General features: G+C 53.6%; 6 protein-coding genes. 5 read left to right on the top strand and 1 reads right to left on the bottom strand.

The genetic code is table 11. The annotated features are described in order from the left end of the window. Positions 1 to 195 precede the first annotated feature (195 nt). A complete protein-coding gene (gene ectB, locus MKY92_RS26620) occupies positions 196 to 1,479 on the top strand; it encodes a diaminobutyrate--2-oxoglutarate transaminase (RefSeq protein WP_076217242.1) in 1,284 nt (427 codons plus the stop codon). 347 nt (positions 1,480 to 1,826) lie between these two features. On the opposite strand, the gene MKY92_RS26615 is transcribed toward ectB, so the two are convergent. Continuing rightward, positions 1,827 to 2,054, bottom strand: coding sequence for a hypothetical protein (locus tag MKY92_RS26615; protein WP_339298228.1), 228 nt, complete (start codon positions 2,052 to 2,054; stop codon positions 1,827 to 1,829). Positions 2,055 to 2,154: 100 nt separating this feature from the next. On the opposite strand from MKY92_RS26615, the gene MKY92_RS26610 reads away from it, so the two are divergent. From MKY92_RS26610 to MKY92_RS26595, 4 genes are all read left to right on the top strand, one after another. Further along, positions 2,155 to 17,214 carry an amino acid adenylation domain-containing protein gene (locus MKY92_RS26610; RefSeq protein ID WP_339298227.1) on the top strand — a complete coding sequence of 5,020 codons (15,060 nt, stop codon included), beginning with the start codon at positions 2,155 to 2,157 and terminating at the stop codon, positions 17,212 to 17,214. A gap of 166 nt (positions 17,215 to 17,380) precedes the next feature. Continuing rightward, on the top strand, positions 17,381 to 20,689 hold the full coding sequence (locus tag MKY92_RS26605; RefSeq protein ID WP_339298226.1) for an amino acid adenylation domain-containing protein: 3,309 nt from the start codon (positions 17,381 to 17,383) through the stop codon (positions 20,687 to 20,689). Then, positions 20,679 to 22,505: an ABC transporter ATP-binding protein gene (locus tag MKY92_RS26600; protein WP_339298225.1), complete on the top strand. Its 1,827-nt coding sequence runs from the start codon at positions 20,679 to 20,681 to the stop codon at positions 22,503 to 22,505. Before MKY92_RS26605 ends, MKY92_RS26600 begins: the two co-directional genes overlap by 11 nt. After that, positions 22,502 to 24,235 carry an ABC transporter ATP-binding protein gene (locus MKY92_RS26595; protein ID WP_339298224.1) on the top strand — a complete coding sequence of 578 codons (1,734 nt, stop codon included), beginning with the start codon at positions 22,502 to 22,504 and terminating at the stop codon, positions 24,233 to 24,235. Before MKY92_RS26600 ends, MKY92_RS26595 begins: the two co-directional genes overlap by 4 nt. Positions 24,236 to 24,291 lie beyond the last annotated feature (56 nt).

Below are 24,291 nucleotides of genomic sequence, written 5' to 3'. Positions count from 1 at the left end.
AGGGTTTTTTATACCCATCCAAGCTGTGTGCGAGAGACCAGTCTACTGGCTAACCAACAAGCCGGCATGCGGGGACCAACAATTGTGGAAAATGACAGCCTAGAATATGTTGCTCCATGACGTCAGAAGGTTCAGAAAGGAAGGTTCAGAAAGATGGAGCCAACCTTATCCCAATTCCGATGGAGGATGAAGTGAGTGAGCATTTTTGAAAAGCTGGAATCCAACGTAAGATCTTACTGCAGAAGCTTTCCGGTGGTATTCGACCGGGCCAAGGGAGACCTTTTATATTCTGAGGACGGAAGAGCATATATTGATTTCTTTGCAGGTGCCGGGGCACTCAATTACGGCCATAACAACGATTATATTAAAGACCGGGTTCTCGATTACTTGACCTCTGACCGGATTATGCACGGTCTGGATATGTATACAATGGCCAAACGTGAATTCATCCAGAGCTTCTCAGAGCGGATCCTGGAGCCGAAGAAGCTGAATTACAAGCTTCAATTCTGCGGTCCAACAGGGACGAATGCGGTGGAAGCGGCCCTGAAGCTCGCACGCAAGGCGAAGAAGAGAAGTGGAATATTCGCATTCATGGGTGGCTTCCACGGCATGTCGCTCGGCAGTTTGTCGGCGACAAGCTCCAAGTCCATGAGAGAAGGGGCGGGGCTCCCTCTGGACGGAGTTACGTTCATGCCGCACCCGAGCGGGGCTTTCGCAGAAATGGATACGCTCGGCTATATCGAGAATATCCTGACTGATTCGCACTCCGGAATCGACAAGCCGGCCGCGATCCTACTTGAAACGGTACAAGCCGAAGGAGGAATTCACGTTGTCGACGCGCAGTGGCTACGCGAGCTGCAGCAGCTTTGCCGCAGGCACGATATTCTGCTCATTACAGACGAGATTCAAGTAGGATGCGGTCGGACAGGCGAATTCTTCTCCTTCGAACGTGCAGGGATCGAGCCGGATCTCATTACCCTGTCGAAGTCGATCAGCGGGTACGGCCTGCCAATGTCCCTCCTGCTGCTGAAGCCCGAACTGGATATCTGGACGCCAGGCGAGCACAACGGCACCTTCCGCGGCAACCAGCTGGCTTTTGTGGCCGCGAAGGCTGCTCTCGAGTTCCGGGACAGAACCGAACTGGAAGCTCAGGTGAAGCAGAAGGAAGAGTATGTGCGCTCGTTCCTTGATCAAGAAATCAAGCCTCTGCATCCGTCCATCGCCATCCGCGGACTCGGCCTGATCTGGGGCATTGACGTCTCGGGGTTCATGGATGAAGCCGGGGCGAAGCGGGTGACGGATATCAGCTTCGAAAACGGGCTCATCATTGAAAGAGCCGGCAGAGGAGATTGTGTGCTGAAGATCATGCCTCCGCTTACCGTCTCGATGGAGCATCTGACCGCCGGCTGCGCCATTATCAAGTCAAGTATGCAGCAGGTGATCTCTCAGGAGACCAAGGATTTGTTAGTAACGACCTAAGCTTGGCCAAGCCGATGGCCGCCCCCGGCAAGAGGCATGAAAGTGCCTTCCGGAGGGCGTGCCGACTTGATGTTAAGGTAGCGCTTTCTCCTCATGCTACCTGCGGTAACGTCAATCAGCATGGAATTCTCCGGCAATCCAAGGGCAGTACCGTTCGTGCCATGCGGAGCATTCCTTGAGTCTCATGCAGTACCCTCGTTAAATTTAATCGTCAGGAAAAGCTCACTACCCCGCAGCCGAATCTTTACTTATCCACACCAGGGCTGTGGGGGAATAAGCAAATCGTACATAGAGTGTATCAATACCCCTTAAACATAGGCTTCGTCAAAGGCAGCTCGGGTGCCAAATCAGGAGGTACGGTCGCCTTCCTGCTGGACGGCTGCAACCCTGCGGCAAGCCTTACATCGACAGGAAGAACATTCCTTGTCGTCTATCCCCAAATCCAATTCTGAATCCCATGTTAAACCAAATCCCGTCTTCGGGTGACTCGTCGGCAGCAATCTTCTTGAAGCAGAGGAGTCCGAAGTAACCGCATCTCTTGCGTAGAACGATGCTTGTTGTTGTCCTTTACGCATGGGAGGCGAGCGGGACAGCTGCTAGGCAGAGGATTGCCGCATGCGATCAACTGGGCAAATGAAGCGGTGACATTGCGCAAGCCATTGATGTTGTTGTCAGATGTTTGAAAAGGAGAGGAGCGAGGCTGGAGCGTTGCTTCGGCATATGCTCCGCCGGATTGCTTTTACCGATGAAGAGAGGGGAACGATCCAGATGGCTTTTGAAAAAGAAACGTTGTTTTGGAACGAAAAATTCGGTAGTGACGATTATACCTTGACGCGGTTGCCTTACAGCAAAGCTCCAAACTCCCTGGTGCCCAATGTGAAAACCGTTGGCGGTTGGCTTTCGGAGGAAGCGGCGCAGCGCGTCCTTCAAATGAGTAAGGGTGCTCCGCTGGCTACTTTTATGATTTTGCTCGCCGGTGTTCAGGCACTCTTGCATAAATATACAGGAGCTTCAGACATTCTGGTCGGCATGCCGGTTGTGCCGAAAAAGGGGGAGACGCGTCGATCCATTAATCATACGGTCATTTTGAAAAACTCGCTTTCGGTGGGGGCAACTTTTAAGACGCTTCTGAGCAAACTGAGGACTTCTTTGCCGGAAGCCATTCAGCATCAACATATTCCGTTCTTGAAAATGACGGAGAAGCTGGATCTGCAATATGCTGAAGGGATACCCTTCGTTCATACGCTAGTATCCCTTAAGGAGTTGCATCTGGACGAAATTGGGCAAAACGTGGTCACGGACTGTTCCTTTGAATTCAGTTTAACCGGCGGGACGATACAGCTAGCGCTGTCATATAACGAGCACTTATATGACTCCGAGTTCATGAGTCGGGTCGTCGGCCACCTGAATCGCCTGCTGTCCGTGGGGCTTTATGAGCTGGAACTGGACATCGTGCGAGCTGACATGCTGTCGGAGGACGAAAAATTTCAATTACTGCAAAACTTCAACGATACAGAGAAGGACTATCCTCGTGATCGGACGATTCATCAGCTTGTGGAGGAGCAAGCGAAGCGTGTGCCCGAGGCGACTGCGGTTGTCTTTGAGGGGCAGCGGCTTTCATACGCAGAGTTGAACGAACGGGCAAACCAGCTGGCGCGTACGCTACGATCGGTCGGTGTGCTGCCCAATCAGTTAGTAGGCTTGATGGTCAGGAGATCACTGGAGACGGTCATTGGCATTCTGGCGGTTCTGAAAGCTGGCGGTGCCTACGTGCCGATCGACCCGGAGTACCCGGAAGAACGTATCCGCTACATTCTGGAGAACTCGAACGCGCAGCTGCTGCTGACTCAAAGAGAGCTGTTACAGCAAGTCCCGTTTCAAGGGACCGTATTGGTGCTTGATGACGAGCAAGCCTATAGCGACGATGGCTCGAACCTGGAGGCTGTCAGCGGTCCAAACGATCTTGCTTATGTCATTTATACGTCAGGTACAACGGGCAACCCCAAAGGGGTCATGCTGGAGCATCGTGGTTTGGTCAGCTTGAAGCTGATGTTCGCAGACAGGCTGGGCATCACGGAGCATGACCGGATCGTACAATTTGCGAGCTTGTCCTTCGACGCATCCTGCTGGGAAGTATTCAAAGCACTCTATTTTGGCGCGGCTTTGTACATCCCGACGGCCGAAACAATTCTCGACACTCGTCTGTTCGAGAGTTATATGAACGAGCATGCGATTACAGCGGCGATTTTGCCTCCGACGTACAGCGCTCATTTGAACCCGGATCGTCTTCCCAGCTTAACAAAGCTTGTAACGGGAGGTTCGGCCGTATCGGTCGAATTCGTGCAGCAGTGGAAAGCGAAGGTTCACTATTTCAATGCTTACGGCCCAACTGAAGCTTCGATTGTTACGACGCTTTGGGATGCGGATGAGCAGCAGCCGGAGTGCAGAGTCATTCCGATCGGACGCCCGCTGGCTAATCATCAGATTTTTATTTTGGATGCCCACCTGCAACTTGTGCCTCCGGGAGTGGACGGCGAGCTATGCGTGGCCGGCGTGGGGCTTGCGAGAGGTTACCTGAACCAACCGGAGCTGACGGCAGAGAAGTTTGTGGAACATCCGTTTGCGCCGGGAGAACGCCTTTACCGGACAGGAGATCTCGCCCGCTGGCTGCCGGACGGAAATATGGAGTACTTGGGCCGGATCGACCATCAGGTGAAAATCCGTGGATTCCGAATCGAGGTCGGTGAGATTGAAGAGCAACTTCTGAAGATCGACGCCGTGCAGGAGACGATTGTAATCGCGCGGGAAGGCAAAAGCGGGCAAGAACTGTGCGCTTACCTGGTCGCGAGCCTCCCTCTTACGCTCGGCGAGCTGAGAAGCGCGCTGGCGCAAAAATTGCCGAATTACATGATTCCGGCGCATTTTGTTCAGCTTCCGCGGATGCCGCTCACGCCGAACGACAAAATCGATCGTAAGGCTTTACCTGCCCCGGAAGGAAACGCACTGACTGGCGGCGCGTACGTAGCTCCCCGCAATGAAGCTGAGCAAACGCTTGCTGATGTGTGGCAGGCGGTATTGAACGCCGATCGTGTTGGGGTAACGGATCATTTCTTTGAGCTGGGCGGAGACTCGATCAAGTCCATTCAAGTATCTTCGAGGCTTCATCAAGCCGGGTACAAACTGGAAATCCGGGATTTGTTCAAATATCCGACGATTTCACAGCTCAGCCTGCATGTGAAACCGATCAGACGTACCATCGATCAAGGCGAAATAACGGGTGAAACGGCATTGACGCCGATTCAGCATTGGTTTTTCGAGAGTTCCTTTGCGGACCCACATCATTTCAACCAGTCGGTGATGCTGTACCGGAAGGAACGCTTCAACGAAGAGATAGTGTATCAGGTGCTGCAAAAGCTGGCCGAGCATCATGACGCCTTGCGCATGGTGTTCTGCAAGACGGAACAAGGGTTTGGTGCGTTAACCCGAGCGATTCAGGATGGTGGGCTGTTCACGCTGGACGTGTTCGACTTTAAGGATGCGGAGAATCCCACGCAGGCTGTGGAAGCGAAGGCAACGGACATTCAAGCAGGCATTGATTTGGAGAACGGGCCCCTCATGAAGGCGGCACTGTTCCAGTGCGAGGACGGAGATCATTTGCTGCTCGCGGTTCATCATGCCGTGGTAGACGGCGTGTCTTGGCGCATTTTGATGGAGGATTTCGCTCTAGGTTACGAGCAGATTAGAAAAAGCGAGGGAATTCGTTTCCCGGCGAAAACAGATGCGTACCGCACTTGGTCCGAGCAGCTGGCTGCTTACGCGCAAAGTCCGGAGATGGCAAAGGAACGGGCCTATTGGCAGGCCGTGGAACAAATGGAGGTTCTGGCCGTGCCGAAGGATATGGAGGCGGACGTTACGACGCAGCATGACAGCGAATCGCTGTTTGTCCGTTTGACTCCCGAAGAAACGGAGCTGCTACTGAAGCGGGTTCACCGTGCCTACAACACCGAAATGAATGATATTTTGGTAACGGCGCTCGGAATAGCCTTACGCAAATGGACGGGGCATGAACGGGTGCGGATCAATCTCGAAGGACACGGACGTGAATCGATCGGAACGGATATCGACATAACGCGTACAGTTGGCTGGTTTACGACCAAGTTTCCGGTCGTCCTTGAACCGGAAACCGACCGAGATTTGTCATATCAGATTAAAAAGGTCAAGGAAAACTTACGCCGTATTCCGAACAAGGGGCTAGGGTACGGCATATGCCGCTACCTCTCGAAATCGGAGGATGGATTGGTTTGGGGCGCAGAGCCGGAAATTAATTTTAACTACCTCGGCCAGTTCGACGATGATGTCGACCAGGACGAGATCGGCATATCTTCTTATTCCAGCGGCAGCCCGGCTAGCGACCGGCAGGCCCGCAGCTTTGTGCTGGATATCAACGGTATGGTGCTGGACGGCGCTTTATCGCTCGATCTCAGCTACAGCCGGAAGCAGTATCACAAGGAAACGATGGAAGCCCTCGCTCAGCGGCTTGAGCAAAGTCTCCAAGACCTCATTATCCACTGTGCAGGCAAAGAAAACACTGAATTGACGCCGAGCGACGTGCAATTTAAAGGCTTGACCATTGCAGAATTGGAGCAAATCTCCCAGCGCTCGGGGCATCTCGGGGAAATCGAAAATATTTACTCACTTACGCCGATGCAGAAGGGGATGTGGTTCCACAGCGCGCTTGACCGGCAAACGGCAGCTTATTTTGAGCAGACGCGGTTTACGATGCGGGGAGCGCTCGACGTCCAGCTTTTTGAGAGGAGTTGGATGGAACTTGCGAAACGTCATCTGGTGCTGCGGGCGAATTTTGTGAAAGGACCGGCGGGCGAGCCGCTGCAAATCATATACCGCAACAAACCGGTCGGTTTTGAATATGAAGAGCTGCTTCATATGCAGATGGACGAGAAACAAGCTTACTTGGATAAAAAGGCCGAGGAGGACAAGCTTCGCGGCTTCGATATGGAACATGACGCGCTCGTTCGGTTCACGATCCTGCGCACCGAAGAGCAAAGCTATCATGTACTGTGGAGTTTCCAACATATTTTGATGGACGGCTGGTGCCTGACTCAGCTGACACAGGAGCTGTTTGAGGCATACTCGGCCTTGGTATCCGGCGAGCAGTCAGCGGGAGATAAGCGATCGGATTATGGCGCCTATATCGAATGGTTGGAGAAACAGGACGATCAGGCGGCATCAAGCTATTGGATGGCATTCCTGGCAGGTTATGAAGGGCAAACCGTACTCCCGGGACAAAAGGAAGTGGCGCCCAACGGCAGATTTACGGCTGATCACGTCACCGCCGAGCTGGGCAAGGACTTGAGCGAGCGGATGGACCGGGTGGCGAAACAGCGCCTGGTTACGGTCAATACACTGCTGCAAGCTATTTGGGGCGTGATGCTGCAAAAATATAACGGAACAAACGATGCCGTATTCGGTAGCGTCGTGGCAGGAAGACCGGCGGAAATTCCGGGCATTGAGTCCATGATCGGGCTGTTCATTAATACGGTGCCGGTCCGGGTCACGAGTGAAGCGGACACCGTGTTCGCCGACCTGATGGCGAAGCTTCAAGAGCGGGCATTGGAGTCCGGGCGTTATGATTACTATCCGCTGTATGAAATTCAGGCCCGCAGCATACAAAAGCAGAACCTGATCAACCATATCATCGCTTTTGAGAACTATCCGGTGGACGAGCAGATGGAGCAGGCGGGAGACCAGCAGCACGGCGACCTGACGATTGCTGATGTTCAGATGGAGGAGCAGACAAACTATAACTTTAACGTCACCGTGGTGCCGGGAGACGAGATCGAAATTCGGTTCGACTTTAACGCCGAAGTGTTTGATAAAGATAGCATTGAGCGGCTCAAGGGGCATCTCGTTCATTTGCTGGAGCAGGTGACGGATAACCCGGAGATTACCGTGGGCGAGCTGGAACTTGTGACGGAGGCGGAAAAAGCTGACCTTCTCGGACGTTTTAACGACACCACAACGGAATTTCCGCGCGGGAAAACGCTCATTCAATTGTTCGAAGAGCAGGCGGAGCGCATCCCGAATGCAGCTGCCATCTCCTTGAATGGGCAAGAGCTGACCTATTGCGAGCTGAACGAACGCGTTAACCGCCTTGCTCGTACCTTGCGTAGCCACGGGATTTCCAAAGGCCGCCTGGTCGCCATTATGGCTGAGCGTTCCATCGAAATGGTGGTGGGTATGCTGGCGGCACACAAAGCCGGTTCGGCTTACGTACCGATTGACCCGGAATATCCCGAGGAGCGTATCCGTTTCTTGATCGAGGATTCAGGTGCGCAGGTCATGCTGACGCAAAGCCGATTACGCGAGCGCCTGGCGGGTTCGGACTCCGTGATTTTACTGGATGACGAGTCCTTCTATCACGAGGACCGCACAAATCTAAATTCGGGCAACGAAGCGACAGATCTGGCTTGCATCATCTATACGTCAGGCACGACGGGCAAGCCAAAAGGAAACCTTGTTTCGCACCGCAATATTGTACGGATCGTGCGAAATACGAATTATATCGACATCACTGAGCGGGATCATGTCCTCCAGCTTTCGAGCTATTCGTTTGACGGAGCGATTTTTGATATTTTCGGTGCTTTGACCAACGGGGCACGGCTGGTGCTGGTTCCCCACGAGACTTTGCTGGAAATCGGCCAGCTGGCGGATCTCATCCAGCGCGAGCGAATCTCGGTCATGCTAATTACGACGGCTTTCTTCAACGTCCTTGTAGATGTGAACGTCGACTGCCTGCGTGATGTCCGGGCGATTTTGTTCGGAGGAGAGCGCGTGTCGGTCGGCCATGTGCGTAAAGCGCTCGCTCATATCGGACCGGGCAGGCTTAACCACCTGTACGGCCCATCAGAAAGCACGGTTTATACCACGTATCTTCCAGTCGACTTTGTGAATGAGTCCGCGGTTACCGTACCCATCGGACGGCCGATCAGCAATACGACGGTGTATATCGTCGACAGCCAGAATAAACTTCTGCCGATCGGCGTGGCCGGGGAGCTTTGCGTCGGCGGAGAAGGCTTGGTACAGGGCTACAATAACCGGCCGGAGCTAACGGCGGAGAAATTTGTGGACCATCCGTTTGTGCCGGGAGAGCGCATGTACCGTACAGGGGATTTGGCAAAATGGCTACCGGACGGCACGATTGAATACGTGGGGCGGACGGATGATCAAGTGAAAGTCCGCGGCTTCCGTATTGAGCTGGGCGAGATCGAAGCACAGCTTCAGAAAGTGGAGGGAATTCGGAAAACGACGGTATTTGCGCGGGAAAACGCCTCGCGCGAGAAGCAGCTTTGCGCCTATTATGAAGCGGACCGTGAGCTTCCGGCGGCCGAGCTGAAGAGCGTCCTTTCCCAGGAACTTCCTGCCTATATGATCCCGGCGTACCTGATCCAGTTGGAACGGCTTCCGCTGACGACGAACGGTAAGGTCGACCGCCGCTCCCTCCCGGCACCTGAGGAGAGCTTGTTGCCGGGCGAAGGACATACTCCGCCTCGAACTCCGTTGGAAGCCAGCTTGGCTGAAATATGGAAAAGCGTGCTCGGATTGGAACACATCGGGGTTCAGGATAACTTCTTTGACTTGGGCGGCCATTCCCTGCGGGCAACGACACTGGTGAGCAAGGTGCATCAGGAGTTGAACGTCGAGTTGCCTCTGCGCGACGTATTTCGCTACTCAACGATCGAAGAGATGGCTCTCGCCCTCTCCCGGATTGAAGAGCAGTTGTTCTCGTCGATTCCGCTGGCAGATGAAAGAGCGTATTATCCACTTTCCTCAGCTCAGAAGCGGCTGTTTATCCTGAATCAGCTGGAAGGAGCCGATCAGAGCTATAACATGCCGGGTGTGCTGCTGCTCGAAGGATCGATTGACCATAGCCTGCTGGAGAAAGCTTTCCGCGGACTGATCGAACGTCATGAAACGTTGCGAACCGGATTTGAGATCGTGCAAGGCGAAGCGGTACAGCGTATTTATGAGAGCGTTGATTTTGCCGTTGTGTGTCGACATGGGAACGAGGAAGAAGCATCTGCAGTCGTGCAGGCTTTTATCCGACCTTTCGACTTGGCGAAGCCACCGTTGCTGCGTGCCGAGCTCGTAGAGCTGGCAGCCGATCGTTATTTACTGATGTTTGACATGCACCATATCATCTCCGACGGGGTTTCGATGGACGTGTTCGTTGAGGAACTCGTTCGTTTGTACGGCGGCGATTCATTAGAACCTTTGCGCATTCAGTACAAGGACTATGCGGTATGGCAGCAATCGGACGAGCAAAAAGTGCAATTGAAACGCGAGGAAGCTTACTGGCTGGACCGTTACCGGGGCGAGCTGCCGGTTCTTGAAATGCCAATGGACTATCCGCGTCCTGCTGTACAGAGCTATGAGGGACATACGCTGACGTCTTTTGTGGACGAGGCAACGAACGAAGGCTTGAAGCAGCTAGCCGCTCAAAGAGGAACGACGCTATATATGGTGTTGCTTGCCGCATATACCGTGCTTTTGCATAAATACACAGGTCAGGATGATTTGATCGTTGGCACGTCGATTGCGGGCAGAACACACGGCGATATGCAGCCCTTGATCGGAATGTTTGTCAACACGCTGGCGATCCGCAATTATCCGGCTTCGGAGAAGACCTTCCTGTCGTATTTGGAAGAAGTGAAAGAAACGACCTTAGGCGCTTACGAGCATCAGAATTATCCTTTCGAAGAACTCGTCGATAAAGTGCAGGTTAGCCGGGATTTGAGCCGCAACCCGCTGTTTGACACGATGTTCTCCCTGCAAAACCTGGAGGAGTCAGAGTTTGAGCTGGAAGGGCTGAAATTGTCATCGTACCCTAGCGAATATGGTATGGCCAAGTTCGACCTGAGTGTGGATGTTACGGAAGAAGATGGCGGATTGGAGTGCAACTTTGAATTCGCAACGGCTCTTTATAAAGAAAGCACGATCCGGCGGCTATCGATTCATTTTGGACATTTGCTTGCGGCGATTGTAAGCCATCCAGATGCGAAGATTGCCGAACTGGACTTGCTGACGGCAGAGGAAAAAGAGCAAATTATCGGCGCGTTCCACCCGGCGCAGTCGGAAGTGGCTCCTGTGGCGGCGTTCCACCGACTGTTCGAGGAACAAGCGGAGAGCACTCCGGAAGCGGAGGCAGTCGTGTACGAAAACGATCGGCTGACGTATGCGGAGCTGAATGAGCGGGCGAACCGCCTGTCGGTAACGCTGCGCGCAAGTGGCATCGGCCGGGAGTCAATCGTCGGCATTCTCGCCGAGCGTTCGGTCGATTTGCTGGTGGCCGTGCTGGCCGTCTGGAAAGCGGGCGGGGCGTATGTACCGCTCGACCCGGACTATCCGGCGGACCGCGTGCGGTTCATGCTGGAAGACAGCGGAACGAAGGTGCTGCTGACACAAACGCCGTTGCGAGAGCGTGCTGAAGCCTGGCTCAGCGAAGAGGAACTGGCACTGGCGAAGGTGCTGTATCTCGACGACGAAACGTCATACAGCGAAGACTGGGAGAATGCACCGCTTGGCTCCAGCATGGTTTCCGGTAAAGTCTCCAGCAAGCTGACGGGTGCTGTGAACGGTGGTGGCGAGAGTCATCCAAATGATGTTGATGTTGTTGGTATGGACAGCTTCCATGAAGCTCGTCCAGAGGATTTGGCCTATGTAATCTACACGTCAGGTACGACGGGTAAGCCAAAGGGTGTAATGATCGAGCACCGCAGCCTGGTGAACACGGCAGCGGGTTACCGACGGGAATACCGGTTGGATCAGTTCCCGGTAAGGCTGTTGCAGCTCGCAAGCTTCTCGTTTGACGTGTTCGTGGGTGACATTGCGCGGACGCTGTACAACGGCGGTACCATGGTCATTGTGCCTAAGGACGACCGGATTGATCCGTCTCGTCTGTACTACTGGATAGAACGCGAGCAAGTGTCGATCTTTGAATCAACACCAGCACTGATCGTGCCGTTCATGGAGCATGTGCATGAGCAGGGGTTGGAGTTAAGCGGTATGGAGCTGTTGATCACTAGCTCGGACAGCTGCAGTGTGGCAGATTACCGGACCTTGCAGGAACGGTTCGGCCTGTCGTTCCGCATCATCAACGCCTACGGCGTGACGGAAGCGGCAATCGACTCCAGTTTCTATGACGAGCAGTTGGAGAAACTGCCGCAGACAGGCCATGTGCCGATTGGAAAAGCATGGTTAAATGCGAAGTTTTACATCGTGGATGCACATCTGAATCCCGTACCGGTCGGGGTGCTGGGCGAATTGGTTATCGGCGGAGTCGGTGTGGCGCGCGGGTACTTGAACCGTCCAGAGCTGACTGAAGAGAAGTTTGTGGGCAGCCCATTTGTCACGGGCGAGCGGCTGTACCGCACGGGAGACTTGGCGCGGTGGATGGAAGACGGGAACGTGGACTTCATCGGCCGAATCGACAACCAAGCGAAAATTCGGGGTTACCGGATCGAGACGGGTGAGATAGAGTCGCAGCTGCTGCGGGTGGAAGGTGTGCGCGAAGCGGTGGTGCTGGTTCGAAGTGATGATGCGAACGGGCAGAAGATGCTGTGTGCGTATTACACACCGAATACTGGTGCGAGGCTGTTGGTGAACGATCTGCGCAGCGCGCTGGCACAGGAGCTACCGGGTTACATGATCCCGTCGTACTTCGTGGAGCTGGAGCATCTGCCTCTGACACCGAACGGGAAGCTTGACCGAAAGGCGCTGCCAGCGCCGGAAGGAGAAGCGGGAAGCGGAACACAGTATGTCGCACCACGCAATGAGCTGGAAATGAAGCTGGTGGTCATTTGGCAGGAAGTGCTTGGGCTTACAAAGGAGATTGGTGTTCACGATAACTTCTTCGACATCGGTGGCCACTCCCTGCGCGCGACAACGTTGGTTAGCAAGATTCATAAAGAGTTAAACGTGGATCTGCCACTGCGCGACGTGTTCCGCCATTCCACGATCGAGAGCATGGCGGCCGTCATTTACCGGCTGGATGAGCAGACATTTGTTGCCATTCCGGTGGCGGATGACCGAGAGGTGTACCCGCAATCTTTTGCTCAAAAACGTCTCTTTATCCTGAATCAGCTGGAAGGTGCGGAGCTTAGCTACAACATGCCGGAAGCGATGCTGCTGGAAGGTGCTTTGGACCGAACAAGGTTCGAAGAAACGTTCCGTAAGCTCGTGGCGCGGCATGAAATGCTGCGCACCGGGTTCGAAATGGTGGACGGCGAAGCATCACAGCGGGTTTACCAGGATGTGAATTTTGAGGTGGAGTTCTATCAAGCGGATGAGCAAGAGGTCGAAGCGGTGGTTCACGGTTTCGTCCGTCCATTTGACTTGGCTAAGCCACCGCTGTTGAGGGTAGGCCTTGTTGAACTGGCTGCGGAACGCCATATTCTGATGTACGACATGCATCATATTATTTCTGACGGCGTTTCGATGGAAATCTTTGTTGAAGAATTTGTGCGTTTGTATGGTGGAGAGCAATTGGAGCCGCTGCGCATTCAGTACAAAGACTACACCGTTTGGCAGCATTCGCAGGAGCAACAGGAACGGCTTCAGCATCAGGGGATGTATTGGCTGGACATGTTCCAGGGCGAGCTTCCAGTGCTGGAAATGCCGACCGACTATCCACGTCCTGCTGTACAGAGCTATGAGGGCCAAACGATGGAGTTTTTCTTCGACGCTTCAAAAACCGACGGCCTGAAACAGCTGGCTTCGGAAACGGGCACGACGCTGTTTATGGTGCTACTTGCGGCGTATAACATGCTTTTGCACAAATATTCAGGTCAGGAAGATGTGATCGTTGGTACGCCGATTGCCGGAAGGAATCATGGAGATGTGCAGCCGTTAATCGGGATTTTCCTAAACACGTTGGCGATTCGCAGTTATCCGGCTTCGGAGAAGACATTCCTGTCATACCTAAACGAAGTCAAAGAAACAACTCTGCGTGCGTTTGAGTATCAGAACTATCCGTTTGAACAATTGGTGGACAAGGTGCAAGTCACCCGTGATTTAAGCCGTAATCCACTCTTCGACACGATGTTTACGATGCAAAATACGGAGAATGAGCAATTTGAGCTGGAAGGGCTTCGCCTGATTCCTTATCCGAGCGTACTGGATACTGCGAAGTTTGATATCAGCTTGGATGTGGGCGAGGAAAACGGCGGATTGGATTACAGCTTCGAATATGCGACTGCTCTTTATAAAAGGGAGACGATTGAACGGTTGGCAAAACATTACGAGCAGTTGCTCGTGACAATTGTGAACCGTCCAGATGCGAAGATTGCCGAGCTGGACTTGCTGACAGCAGCGGAAAAAGAAGAAATGGTCTGCGCGTTTAACCCGGCGCAGCCGGAAGAGGCTCCTGTGGCGGCGTTCCACCGCCTGTTCGAGGAACAGGCGGAACGTACACCGAAAGCGGAAGCCGTCGTGTATGAAAATAACCGACTAACGTATGTGGAGCTGAACGAACGAGCGAACCGCTTGGCGGCTACACTGCGCACAAGTGGCATCGGCCGGGAGTCAATCGTCGGCATTCTCGCCGAGCGTTCGGTCGATTTGCTGGTGGCCGTGCTGGCCGTCTGGAAAGCGGGCGGGGCGTATATACCGCTTGACCCGGATTATCCGGCAGACCGCGTGCGGTTCATGCTGGAAGACAGCGGAGCGAAAGTGCTGTTGACACAAACGCCGCTGCGAGAGCGTGCCGAAGCCTGGCTCGGCGAAGAGGAACTGTCACTGGCGAAGGTGCTGTACCTCGACGACGAAATGTCATACAGCGAAGACCGGGAGAATGCTCCAATGGACTTCGGCCAAGGCTCCAGCATGGTTTCAGGTCTGGTCTCCGGCGAGCTGACGGGTGCTGTGAACGGTGGTGGCGAGAGTCATCCAAATGATGTTGATGTTGTTGGTATGGACAGCTTCCATGAAGCTCGTCCAGAGGATTTGGCCTATGTAATCTATACGTCGGGTACAACGGGCAAGCCCAAGGGTGTAATGATCGAGCACCGCAGCCTGGTGAACACGGCAGCGGGTTACCGACGGGAATACCGGTTGGATCAGTTCCCGGTGCGTCTGTTGCAACTCGCTAGCTTCTCGTTTGACGTGTTCGTGGGTGATATCGCGCGGACGTTGTATAACGGAGGCAGCATGGTCATTGTACCGAAGGACGACCGGATCGATCCATCTCGTCTGCACTACTGGATAGAGCGGGAGCAAGTGACGATCTTTGAATCAACGCCGGCACTGATCGTACCGTTTATGGAATACGTGCATGAGCAGGGGTTGGAGTTAAGCGGTATGGAGCTGCTGATCACAAGCTCGGACAGCTGCAGCGTGGCAGATTACCGTACCTTGCAGGAACGGTTCGGCCCGTCGTTTCGCATCATTAACGCCTACGGCGTAACGGAAGCAGCAATTGATTCCAGTTTCTATGACGAGGATTTGGAGAAACTGCCGCAGACAGGTCATGTGCCGATTGGCAAAGCGTGGTTAAATGCGAAGTTTTACATCGTGGATGCACATCTGAATCCCGTACCGGTCGGGGTGCTGGGCGAGCTGGTTATCGGCAGTGTTGGGGTAGCACGTGGGTACTTGAACCGTCCAGAGCTGACGGAAGAGAAGTTTGTAGACAGCCCTTTCACAGCTGGTGAGCGATTGTATCGCACGGGAGATTTGGCGCGGTGGATGGAGGACGGAAACGTAGATTTCATCGGCCGGATCGACAATCAAGCGAAAATCCGTGGTTACAGGATCGAGACGGGTGAGATTGAGTCGCAGCTGTTGCGGGTGGAAGGTGTGCGCGAAGCGGTGGTGCTGGTTCGAAGTGATGCGAACGGGCAGAAGGCGCTGTGTGCGTATTACACGCCGGATACTGGTGCGAAGCTGTTAGTGAACGATCTGCGCAGTGCGTTGGCACTGGAGCTGCCAGGTTACATGATCCCGTCGTACTTCGTGGAGCTGCAGCGCCTGCCTCTGACGCCGAACGGAAAGCTTGACCGGAAGGCACTGCCGGTGCCGGAAGGGGAAGCTGGAAGTGGAACGGAGTACGTCGCACCGCGCAATGAGCTGGAAACAAAGCTGGCGGTAATTTGGCAGGAGGTGCTGGGGCTTACGAAGGAGATTGGCGTTTACGATAACTTCTTCGACATCGGTGGGCACTCCCTGCGAGCGACGACATTAGCGGGCAAGGTATTTAAGGAATTAAACGTCAATCTGCCGCTGCGCGACGTATTCCGTCACTCCACGATTGCGTCGATGGCCGATGCGATTGCCCGGATGGAACGGCGGGAGCATGAGGCCATTCCTCAAGCGGAAGAGAGAGAGTGCTACCCTCTGTCCTCCGCGCAGAAACGGCTGTTTATTCAGCACACGCTGGATGGAGCGGATCAGCTTTACAACATGCCGGAACTGGTGCAGGTGGAAGGTAAGTTTGATTTAGACCGGTTGGAAGCCTCGTTGCGGAAACTGATAACACGGCATGAATCGCTGCGCACCGGTTTTGAAATGGTGAAGGGCGAAGCGGTCCAGCGGATTTATACGCAGGTCGATTTTGCTATCGAGCATCATCAAGCGGATACAGAGGATACGGCTCAAGTTGAGCAGATCGTCCGCAACTTCGTACGTCCGTTTGATCTCGGCAAGCCACCGCTGCTGCGCGCCGGAGTCGTCGAACTGGAGCCGAACCGGTATATTCTCCTTTTCGATATGCACCATATTGTGTCGGACGGCATATCGATGGCGATTGTGATGGATGAGTTTTCGAGTTTATACGCCGGGGAAGAACTGCTGCCACTACGCATTCAATATAAGGATTATGCCGTTTGGCAGCAGTCAGAGGTTCACCGAGAGCGGATCGGGCGACAGGAAGCGTACTGGCTGCAAACCTTTGAAGGCGATCTGCCGACGGGGGATCTGCCGATGGACTACGAACGTTCTACAGTTCGCAACTACGAAGGCGCGCATCTGGAGTTCGATGTCGATGCTTCTCTCTCTGCGCGGCTGCGTGAATTGGCGGCCGAGCGTGAAAGCACGCTGTACATGGTACTGCTTGCCGCATATACCGTGTTGCTGTCCAAGTACAGCGGGCAGGAAGACTTAATCGTAGGCACCCCGGTGGCGGGAAGAACTAACGCCGATTTGGAGTCGGTCATCGGCATGTTTGTTAATACACTGGCGCTCCGCAATCGTCCGTCAGGCGAAAAAACGTTCCTGTCCTACCTTGATGAAGTGAAGGAAACGGCTTTGGGAGCTTTTGAGAATCAGGATTATCCATTCGAGGAGCTCGTGGAGCGTTTGAATGTGAAGCGCGAGCCGGGCCGCTTCCCACTGTTTGATGCCGTTTTCGACTTGCAAAATATCGAAGAACGAGACGCCGAACTGGAAGGGGTCAGCCTGAAGAATTACGAGCTTGACCATTTGGAAGAAGCGAAGTTTGATCTGACACTGTTTATGTATGAAAACGAAGGGTCGCTGAGCGGGGGCTTTTTCTACGCGACCAAGCTGTTCAAAGAAACGATGATCCGCACCTTAACCGAGGATTACCTGCGGGTACTGTCTCAAATTGTGGAAAATCCACAATATGAGCTAAGTCGGATTGAATGTCATAAACCGGCGGCAGGCGCAAAGAGTGCCGTGGATACGATCGAATTCGCGTTCTAATATTACAAGCGCGCTCCGCCGTCAAGCAAAAGTGATGCACATCCCAAGGAAGACGGCGAACAACTTGCAACTCCGTAAATCAAGCCCGTTAACGCGCAGGCCGAAAGCAGGTTTTTTCGGACCTGCGCCGGGGCATGCGGTCACTTCATTTTTAGGGGAGGTACGAATGAAATCATTATTTGAAAAGGAAGAACGGTACTGGAGCAGTAAGTTTGACGACGATGACAGTCTGAGCTTCCTTCCCTACAGTCAATCCTCCAAATTATCTGCGTGCGGCGAAGCTGCGGCAGAGCCGGTTTTGCTTCACCGTACCCTGCCGAGTGAGCTCTCGGAGAGAATTATTCGCCTCGCTAATGGTTCGGATCTGGCTTTGTACATGATTGTTTTGGCAGGAGTAAAAAGTCTGCTGTTCAAATATACCGGGCAGGATCAAGTACTGGTCGGCATGCCTTCTTATAGCGGGGACCCAGACGTGACTCAGCCGCCGCATGACATCCTGGTGATCAAAACGTCCGTAAGCAGCCAGACTACACTGAAAACGCTGCTCGGGGGCATCAAAACCTCCATCGGCGAGGCGCTAGAGCATCAGCATCTGCCTTTTCGGAAAATGGTTGAGCCGCTCCATCTGGACTATACAGGGGAGGGTCTTCCGGTCGTCAACACCGTTACATCCTTCGTCCCGATTCATCCTGAACCGCTGGGTAACCGAGTGGCGGCAGATACGGTTTTTCGATTCGACCACCAAAACGACTCTATTCAGCTGGAAATAAGCTTTGACCGGAATCGATACGAACGGGCATTTGTGGAACAGGCGGCCGACCATCTTGTTCGGCTTCTGTCCGTGCTTGTATTTCAGCCGGATCTGGAGCTTGGACAAGCCGATGTGCTTTCCCCGGACGAGAGGGAGACGTTGCTGAATCGATTTAATGACACCGAAACCGGGTTCGAGCGGGGGAAAACGATTCACGATTTGTTTGAAAAACAGGCGGAGCTATACCCGGACAACGTGGCCGTTGTCATGAACGAACGTCAGCTGACCTACCGCGAGCTGAACGAGCGCTCCAACCGGCTTGCGCGCAAGCTTAGGGACACGGGAGTTGAAGCGGACCAGCTGGTAGCGATTCTGGCCGAACGCTCGCTCGATATGGTTGTCGGCATACTGGCGATTCTCAAAGCGGGTGGAGCCTACGTGCCTGTCGATCCCGACTATCCAGAGGAGCGCATCCGCTTCATGATCGAGGATTCGGGTGCACCGTTATTGCTGATTCAAAAGCATTTGCATGAGAAGACCGACTTCGCAGGAATGCGCCTTGAAATAGATGATTTTGTTTGGGGCGACAGCGGGGCTGACTCGGAAGGTTCGCTGGACGCTTCGAATCTGGAGTCAGTTTCCGGGCCGGAGAACCTGGCATATGTTATATACACGTCGGGAACGACCGGCAAACCCAAAGGCACGTTGATCGAGCATAAAAACGTTGTGCGTCTCCTGTTCAACGACAAGAACTTGTTCGACTTCGGGCGGTTCGACACGTGGACGCTGTTCCACTCGTTCTGCTTCGATTTCTCCGTCTGGGAAATGTACGGAGCTCTGTTGTATGGAGGCAAGCTGGTCATCGTATCGCCGCTCACGGCGAAAAATCCGGCCGATTTCCTGGCGCTGCTGGGCCGCGAACAGGTCACGATTTTGAACCAGACGCCAACGTACTTCTATCAGCTGCTGCGTAAGGTCTTGGCGGATCATCCATACGATCTGCGGATTCGCAACGTCATTTTCGGCGGCGAAGCGCTCAGTCCGCTTTTGCTCAAGGGCTTCAAGACGAAGTACCCGGAGACAAAGTTAATCAATATGTACGGCATTACCGAAACGACGGTTCACGTGACGTATAAGGAAATTACGTGGGTCGAAATGGAGGCGGCGAAGAGCAATATTGGCAAGCCAATCCCAACACTGAAGGTGTATGTCCTGGATGGAAACCGCCGCCCAGTGCCGATCGGCGTAGCGGGCGAAATGTATGTGGCTGGGGAAGGGCTCGCGAGAGGATACCTGAACCGTCCGGATCTGACGGCGGAGAAGTTTGTTGATTCCCCGTTTGCGGAGGGGGAGAAACTGTACCGTTCGGGCGACTTGGCGACCTGGCTACCGGACGGCAACATTGAATACCTCGGCCGAATCGACCACCAGGTCAAAGTCCGCGGGTACCGGATCGAGCTGGACGAAATTGAGACGCAGCTTCTGAACGTCCGGGGCGTGGAAGAAGCGGTGGTACTCGCCCGGGACGACGCGAACGGCCATAAGCAACTTGTTGCTTATTACGTCGCGGAAACAAAGCTGGCGGCGAATGAACTCAAGGAGCAGCTCGGCAAGCAGCTTCCGGGGTATATGATTCCTGCCCATCTTGTGCAGCTTTGGCAGATGCCGCTGACCGCGAACGGAAAAATCGACCGCAAAGCGCTGCCAGTGCCGGAGGAAGCTGCTGCCAGAGGAGCGGAATATGTTGCGCCGAGAACGCTGCTCGAGATGAAGATCGCCCGTGTCTGGCAGGATACACTTGGCATTCCTCAGGTCGGCGTAAAGGATAACTTTTTTGAGCTGGGCGGCAATTCATTAAGTCTGATGAGGCTCGTTCAAGCCGTTTACGATGAAACAGGCATCGAGATACCGCTGAATCGCCAATTCCATAGTGTAACCGTTGAAGCCATGGCTTTTGAAGAGGAGGATCTGGGTCTGGATAAAGGGGGAGACTCCTTCATTAAGCTGAATAAAACAGGGGATCTGAACGTGTTCTGCTTCCCTCCAGGCAGTGGCTTCGGCATCGGTTACCGAGAGCTTGCAAGCAGGCTAGACGGCCGGTTCGTGCTTTACGGCATTGATTTTATCGACGATGCCATCGATTACGAGGCCATGCTGAACCATTATGTGGATGAGATTATTCGCATCCAGCCGGAAGGACCTTACGTGCTGCTCGGTTACTGCTTCGGAGGCAACCTGACGTTCGAGGTAGCCAAAACGATGGAAAGAAGAGGGTATGTCGTAACGGACGTGCTCATGGTGGACTCGTGGATTAAGGACACACTCACGCCTTATGAAACGTCTGAGAAAGAGCTTGAAGAAATGCTTGCGGATTTCGACGAAGAAGAGAAGGAATTAATGAGCAATCCGCTCGTGCGGGAGCGTGTTCATCGGAAGATCAAAGCCACCTTGACGTACGAAGCGCAGCTTATTAATTCAGGCACGATAACTGCCCGGATTTACGAACTGATTGCGAAGGACAGCGAAGCATTCCGCCTAGAGCACCAGTTGCCGTCCTGGGAGAGGGCAACGATGCAAGCTTACGCCGATTACCGGCTGGAGGGTGCACACGAGGAATTACTGGAACTCGCACGCGTGGACGAAACGGCCGTTGTCATCCGTGACATCTTAGTGCAGATCAAGCGGCAGATCGAAGCAGAGGTCGGGGTCCTGCATGGGAGCTGATCGGCAGACGTCTGTTCAAGAACAACGCACAGCGGAGCCTTCCAAGCGCCGAACCGCTTATGATACCTGGAAAGCGTTCCGCTGGCTGATGTCCTATGTGAGCCGCCACAAAGGCTGGATGATCGTCGGTATCTTATCTGCAATAGCCGCCGCGGTTATTGAGATATGGACGGGACGTTTGGTCGAGCAGCTGACCACACAGGCCGAGAATGGGGCGGGGCCCGTCGTTCTGCAGATCGTGTACACGGTCTTTGCGGTCATCTTGATCGGTGTGCCGGCGAAGTTTTTCATGAGCTTTGGTGTGGAGCGAAGCAGTGCCTCTGCGGTGCAGGATATCCGCAACCATGTCATGCGTCATATCGGCAAACTCCCGGTCCCCTATTTGGAAAAACAGCACTCCGGCGACGTGTTGTCGCGGATCAACAACGATCTGCAGCTCATTCAGCAATTTATGATTCGGGACCTCGCCCAGTGGTTTTATCATCCGCTATTATTTATCGGCTGTTTCGCTTATTTGATGTATCTCCAATGGGAGCTGATGCTGTACAGCCTGCTGTTATTTCCCGTAGCACTGCTGGTTTCCCAATGGATCGGCAAGCAGTTGGAACAGTTGACGGAGGAAGCCCAGGCGAACATGGGCCGAATGAACGTCAACCTCCAGGATACGCTTGGAGGGATACCTATTGTAAAAAGCTATCTGCTATCTGGTATGTTATCTCGATCCTACCAAGTGCTGCTGCAATTGACGGCTCAAAAAAAGCTGGCCGTGAAAAAGCGGGAAGCCTGGGTCAATCCGCTGCTTTCTACGCTGATGATCAGCCCGATCATTTTCGCCGTCAGTTACGGAAGCTATTTGATCTACAACGGGCAGCTAGGCGCGGGAGAACTGATCGCCTTCCTGTACTTGCTTAATCTGTGTCTGGAGCCGCTGGAGCATATTCCTGAGCTCATCACGCGCACGTTCGAAATGAGCGGTGCTCTGAGAAGGGTCTCCGAAATCGTCGAGCAACCGACTGAAACGGAAAATGGCCGTTTGCTTCCAAAAGCGAGCGCCGCCCCCATCCAGTTTCAGAACGTAACCTTCGGGTATGAAGAGAATTCCCTGATTCTGCGGAATATTAACTTCTCGGTGCCGGAAGGCAAGACGATTGCACTTGTTGGAGCGAGTGGCGGAGGGAAGAGTACGGTGTTTAAGCTGGTATGCGGCTTTTATCCGCTTCCGGAGGATCAGGGCGAGATCCGTGTGTTCGGAAGCCTGATCCGCGGCGCTGATCCAGAGCAGCTTCGGTCGCATTTTTCCGTGGTAACCCAAGATTCATATTTGTTTAGCGGTACGATCGCCGAAAATATCGGCTATGGGTGGGAAGAAGCGTCGATGGACGACATTATCGAAGCCGCCAAAGCCGCTCAGGCCCATTCTTTCATTATGGAGCTTGAGGGCGGCTACCAGACGTATGTCGGAGAGCGCGGCGGATTTTTGTCCGGTGGGCAACGCCAGCGCATTGCAATGGCCCGGGCTTTTCTGAAAGATGCTCCCGTTCTGTTGCTGGATGAGCCCACATCGGCTCTTGATCCGGAGTCGGAAAGCGCGGTTCAGGAAGCGCTGGACGTATTGATGAAGCAGAGAACGACCATGGTTATTGCCCACCGGCTTTCTACGGTGCAAAACGCCGATGAAATCTGGGTTATGGAAGAAGGAAATATTGTCGAAAAAGGCACTCATGAACAATTGCTCGAGAGGAAGGGACTGTACGCCCAGTCGTACTACCAGGAATTTACCGAGTCTGCCGAACGCAGGGAGGTGTCATACACATGAAAAAGGGCGGAAGGCTCTCGCAAGTGAAAGAACTCGGCTACTTGCTGACGTTTATGAACCGCAAGCGCAAAACCCAGTACGCGATTGGCCTTGCTGTAACGGCGCTCACCCAGACATTGTTTCTGATCGCCTTCAGCTTGGTCGTACATAACTTGGTTGATTTCGCCGTGTCCCGAGATACGTCCCTTATGGTGGAAGCCTTTATTATTTTGGGCGCGGCCCTGTTCCTGGAAAATATAATTTCTCCCTGGTTCATTTACTTATACCAGCGCAGTGTCGAGCTGACTGTGCTGAATATCCGCAAACGTCTTTATGACAAGCTGTGCCGGGTGCGGCCGAAATTCCTGGAGCAGACGCACCATGGGGACTTGCTGTCGCGGGTGAACAACGACGTAACGACCGTTGAGTTTACATTCTCGCAGGTTTACTTCGTTTTGTTGCTTCAAGTTGTCTTTTGCATCGGCTCGATTGTCTCCATGGTGGTGATCGATTGGCGGTTTGCCGGCGTTTCTTTCGTCATTCTGCTGCTGTCCTCTCTGGTCAGTTTGAAATTTGCACGGGATATTCGTGTCTTGTCCGAACAAGGCTTGCAAACTCTTGGTAAAATGACCGAAAAATTCAAAGATTTTATGGGCGGTATTCAAATTGTGAAGCTGTTTCACATCCGCACGATTTACGGCCAGTACGAGGCGTTGAACGAACAAATGACGCAAACGCTTCGGCAAACGGCGAAAAAGAACGGTATGCAGGCTGCGGTGAACCATTTCATCAGTTACGTCACGTTTTGCGGCATCATTGTCATCGGCAGTCTTCTTTATGCTTACGGATTGATGGGAATGGGAAGCGTCGCCGCTCTGGCAGTTTTGCAAGTGAATCTGACACACGCCTTGTTGAACTTGGGGATGGTTCTGTCGATGACCCAGAATTCGCTCGCGGGCGCTCACCGGATTCAAGAGGTACTAAGTGAGCAAGAGGAACCGGAGCGTCTGGGATCTTCTCACAGCGAGCTTATATCGGAGGCTGCGGTGGAGTTTCGCGATGTGGAATTTTCCTATCAGGCGGATAAAAAGGTACTTGTCGACATGTCCATGCAGGTGTTTCCTGGTCAGGTCGCTGCGATCGTGGGAGCCAGCGGCAGCGGCAAAAGTACGTTGATCAAGCTGCTGCTCGGTTTTTATCCTGTGGACAGCGGAGATATCCTGCTCCAAGGCAAACCGTTTGGCCATTACACACTGGACGAAATCCGCAGGCAGATTGCGTACGTTCCGCAGGAGCCGTTTTTGTTTACCGGCACGATTGAGGAAAACATCCGCTATGGAAACCCGGATGCAACGGATGAAGAAGTGGTTGAAGCGGCCAAAGCGGCATACGCTCACCATTTCATTCAGGAACTTCCTGAACAGTATAAAACGCCGGTGGGGGAGAGAGGAGCATCGTTGTCAGGCGGACAAAGGCAGCGAATTGCGATCGCCCGGGCGATTCTCAAAAACGCCCCGATTCTGCTGCTGGACGAAGCGACTTCTGCATTGGATAACGAATCCCAGCATTGGGTACAGCAAGCTCTGAACGTATTGATGAAGGGGCGCACCACCATTCTGATTGCGCATCGTCTCAGCACGGTGGAACATGCGGATTTGATTACGGTCATGAACCAAGGAACGGTCGTCGAACGGGGCCGCCATCAGGACCTGCTGGCGCTCGGAGGGTATTACGCGCGGCTGTATGGCTAGACCATTACAACGAGTGTCTTCCTGCTGATATCTAGATACAAAGCCTATCTACAAAC

This window comes from Paenibacillus sp. FSL R5-0623 (assembly GCF_037974265.1).
Classification (GTDB): domain Bacteria; phylum Bacillota; class Bacilli; order Paenibacillales; family Paenibacillaceae; genus Paenibacillus.
Note: the sequence above shows the minus strand (reverse complement) of the source record. Positions and strands in the feature narration are given on the sequence as shown.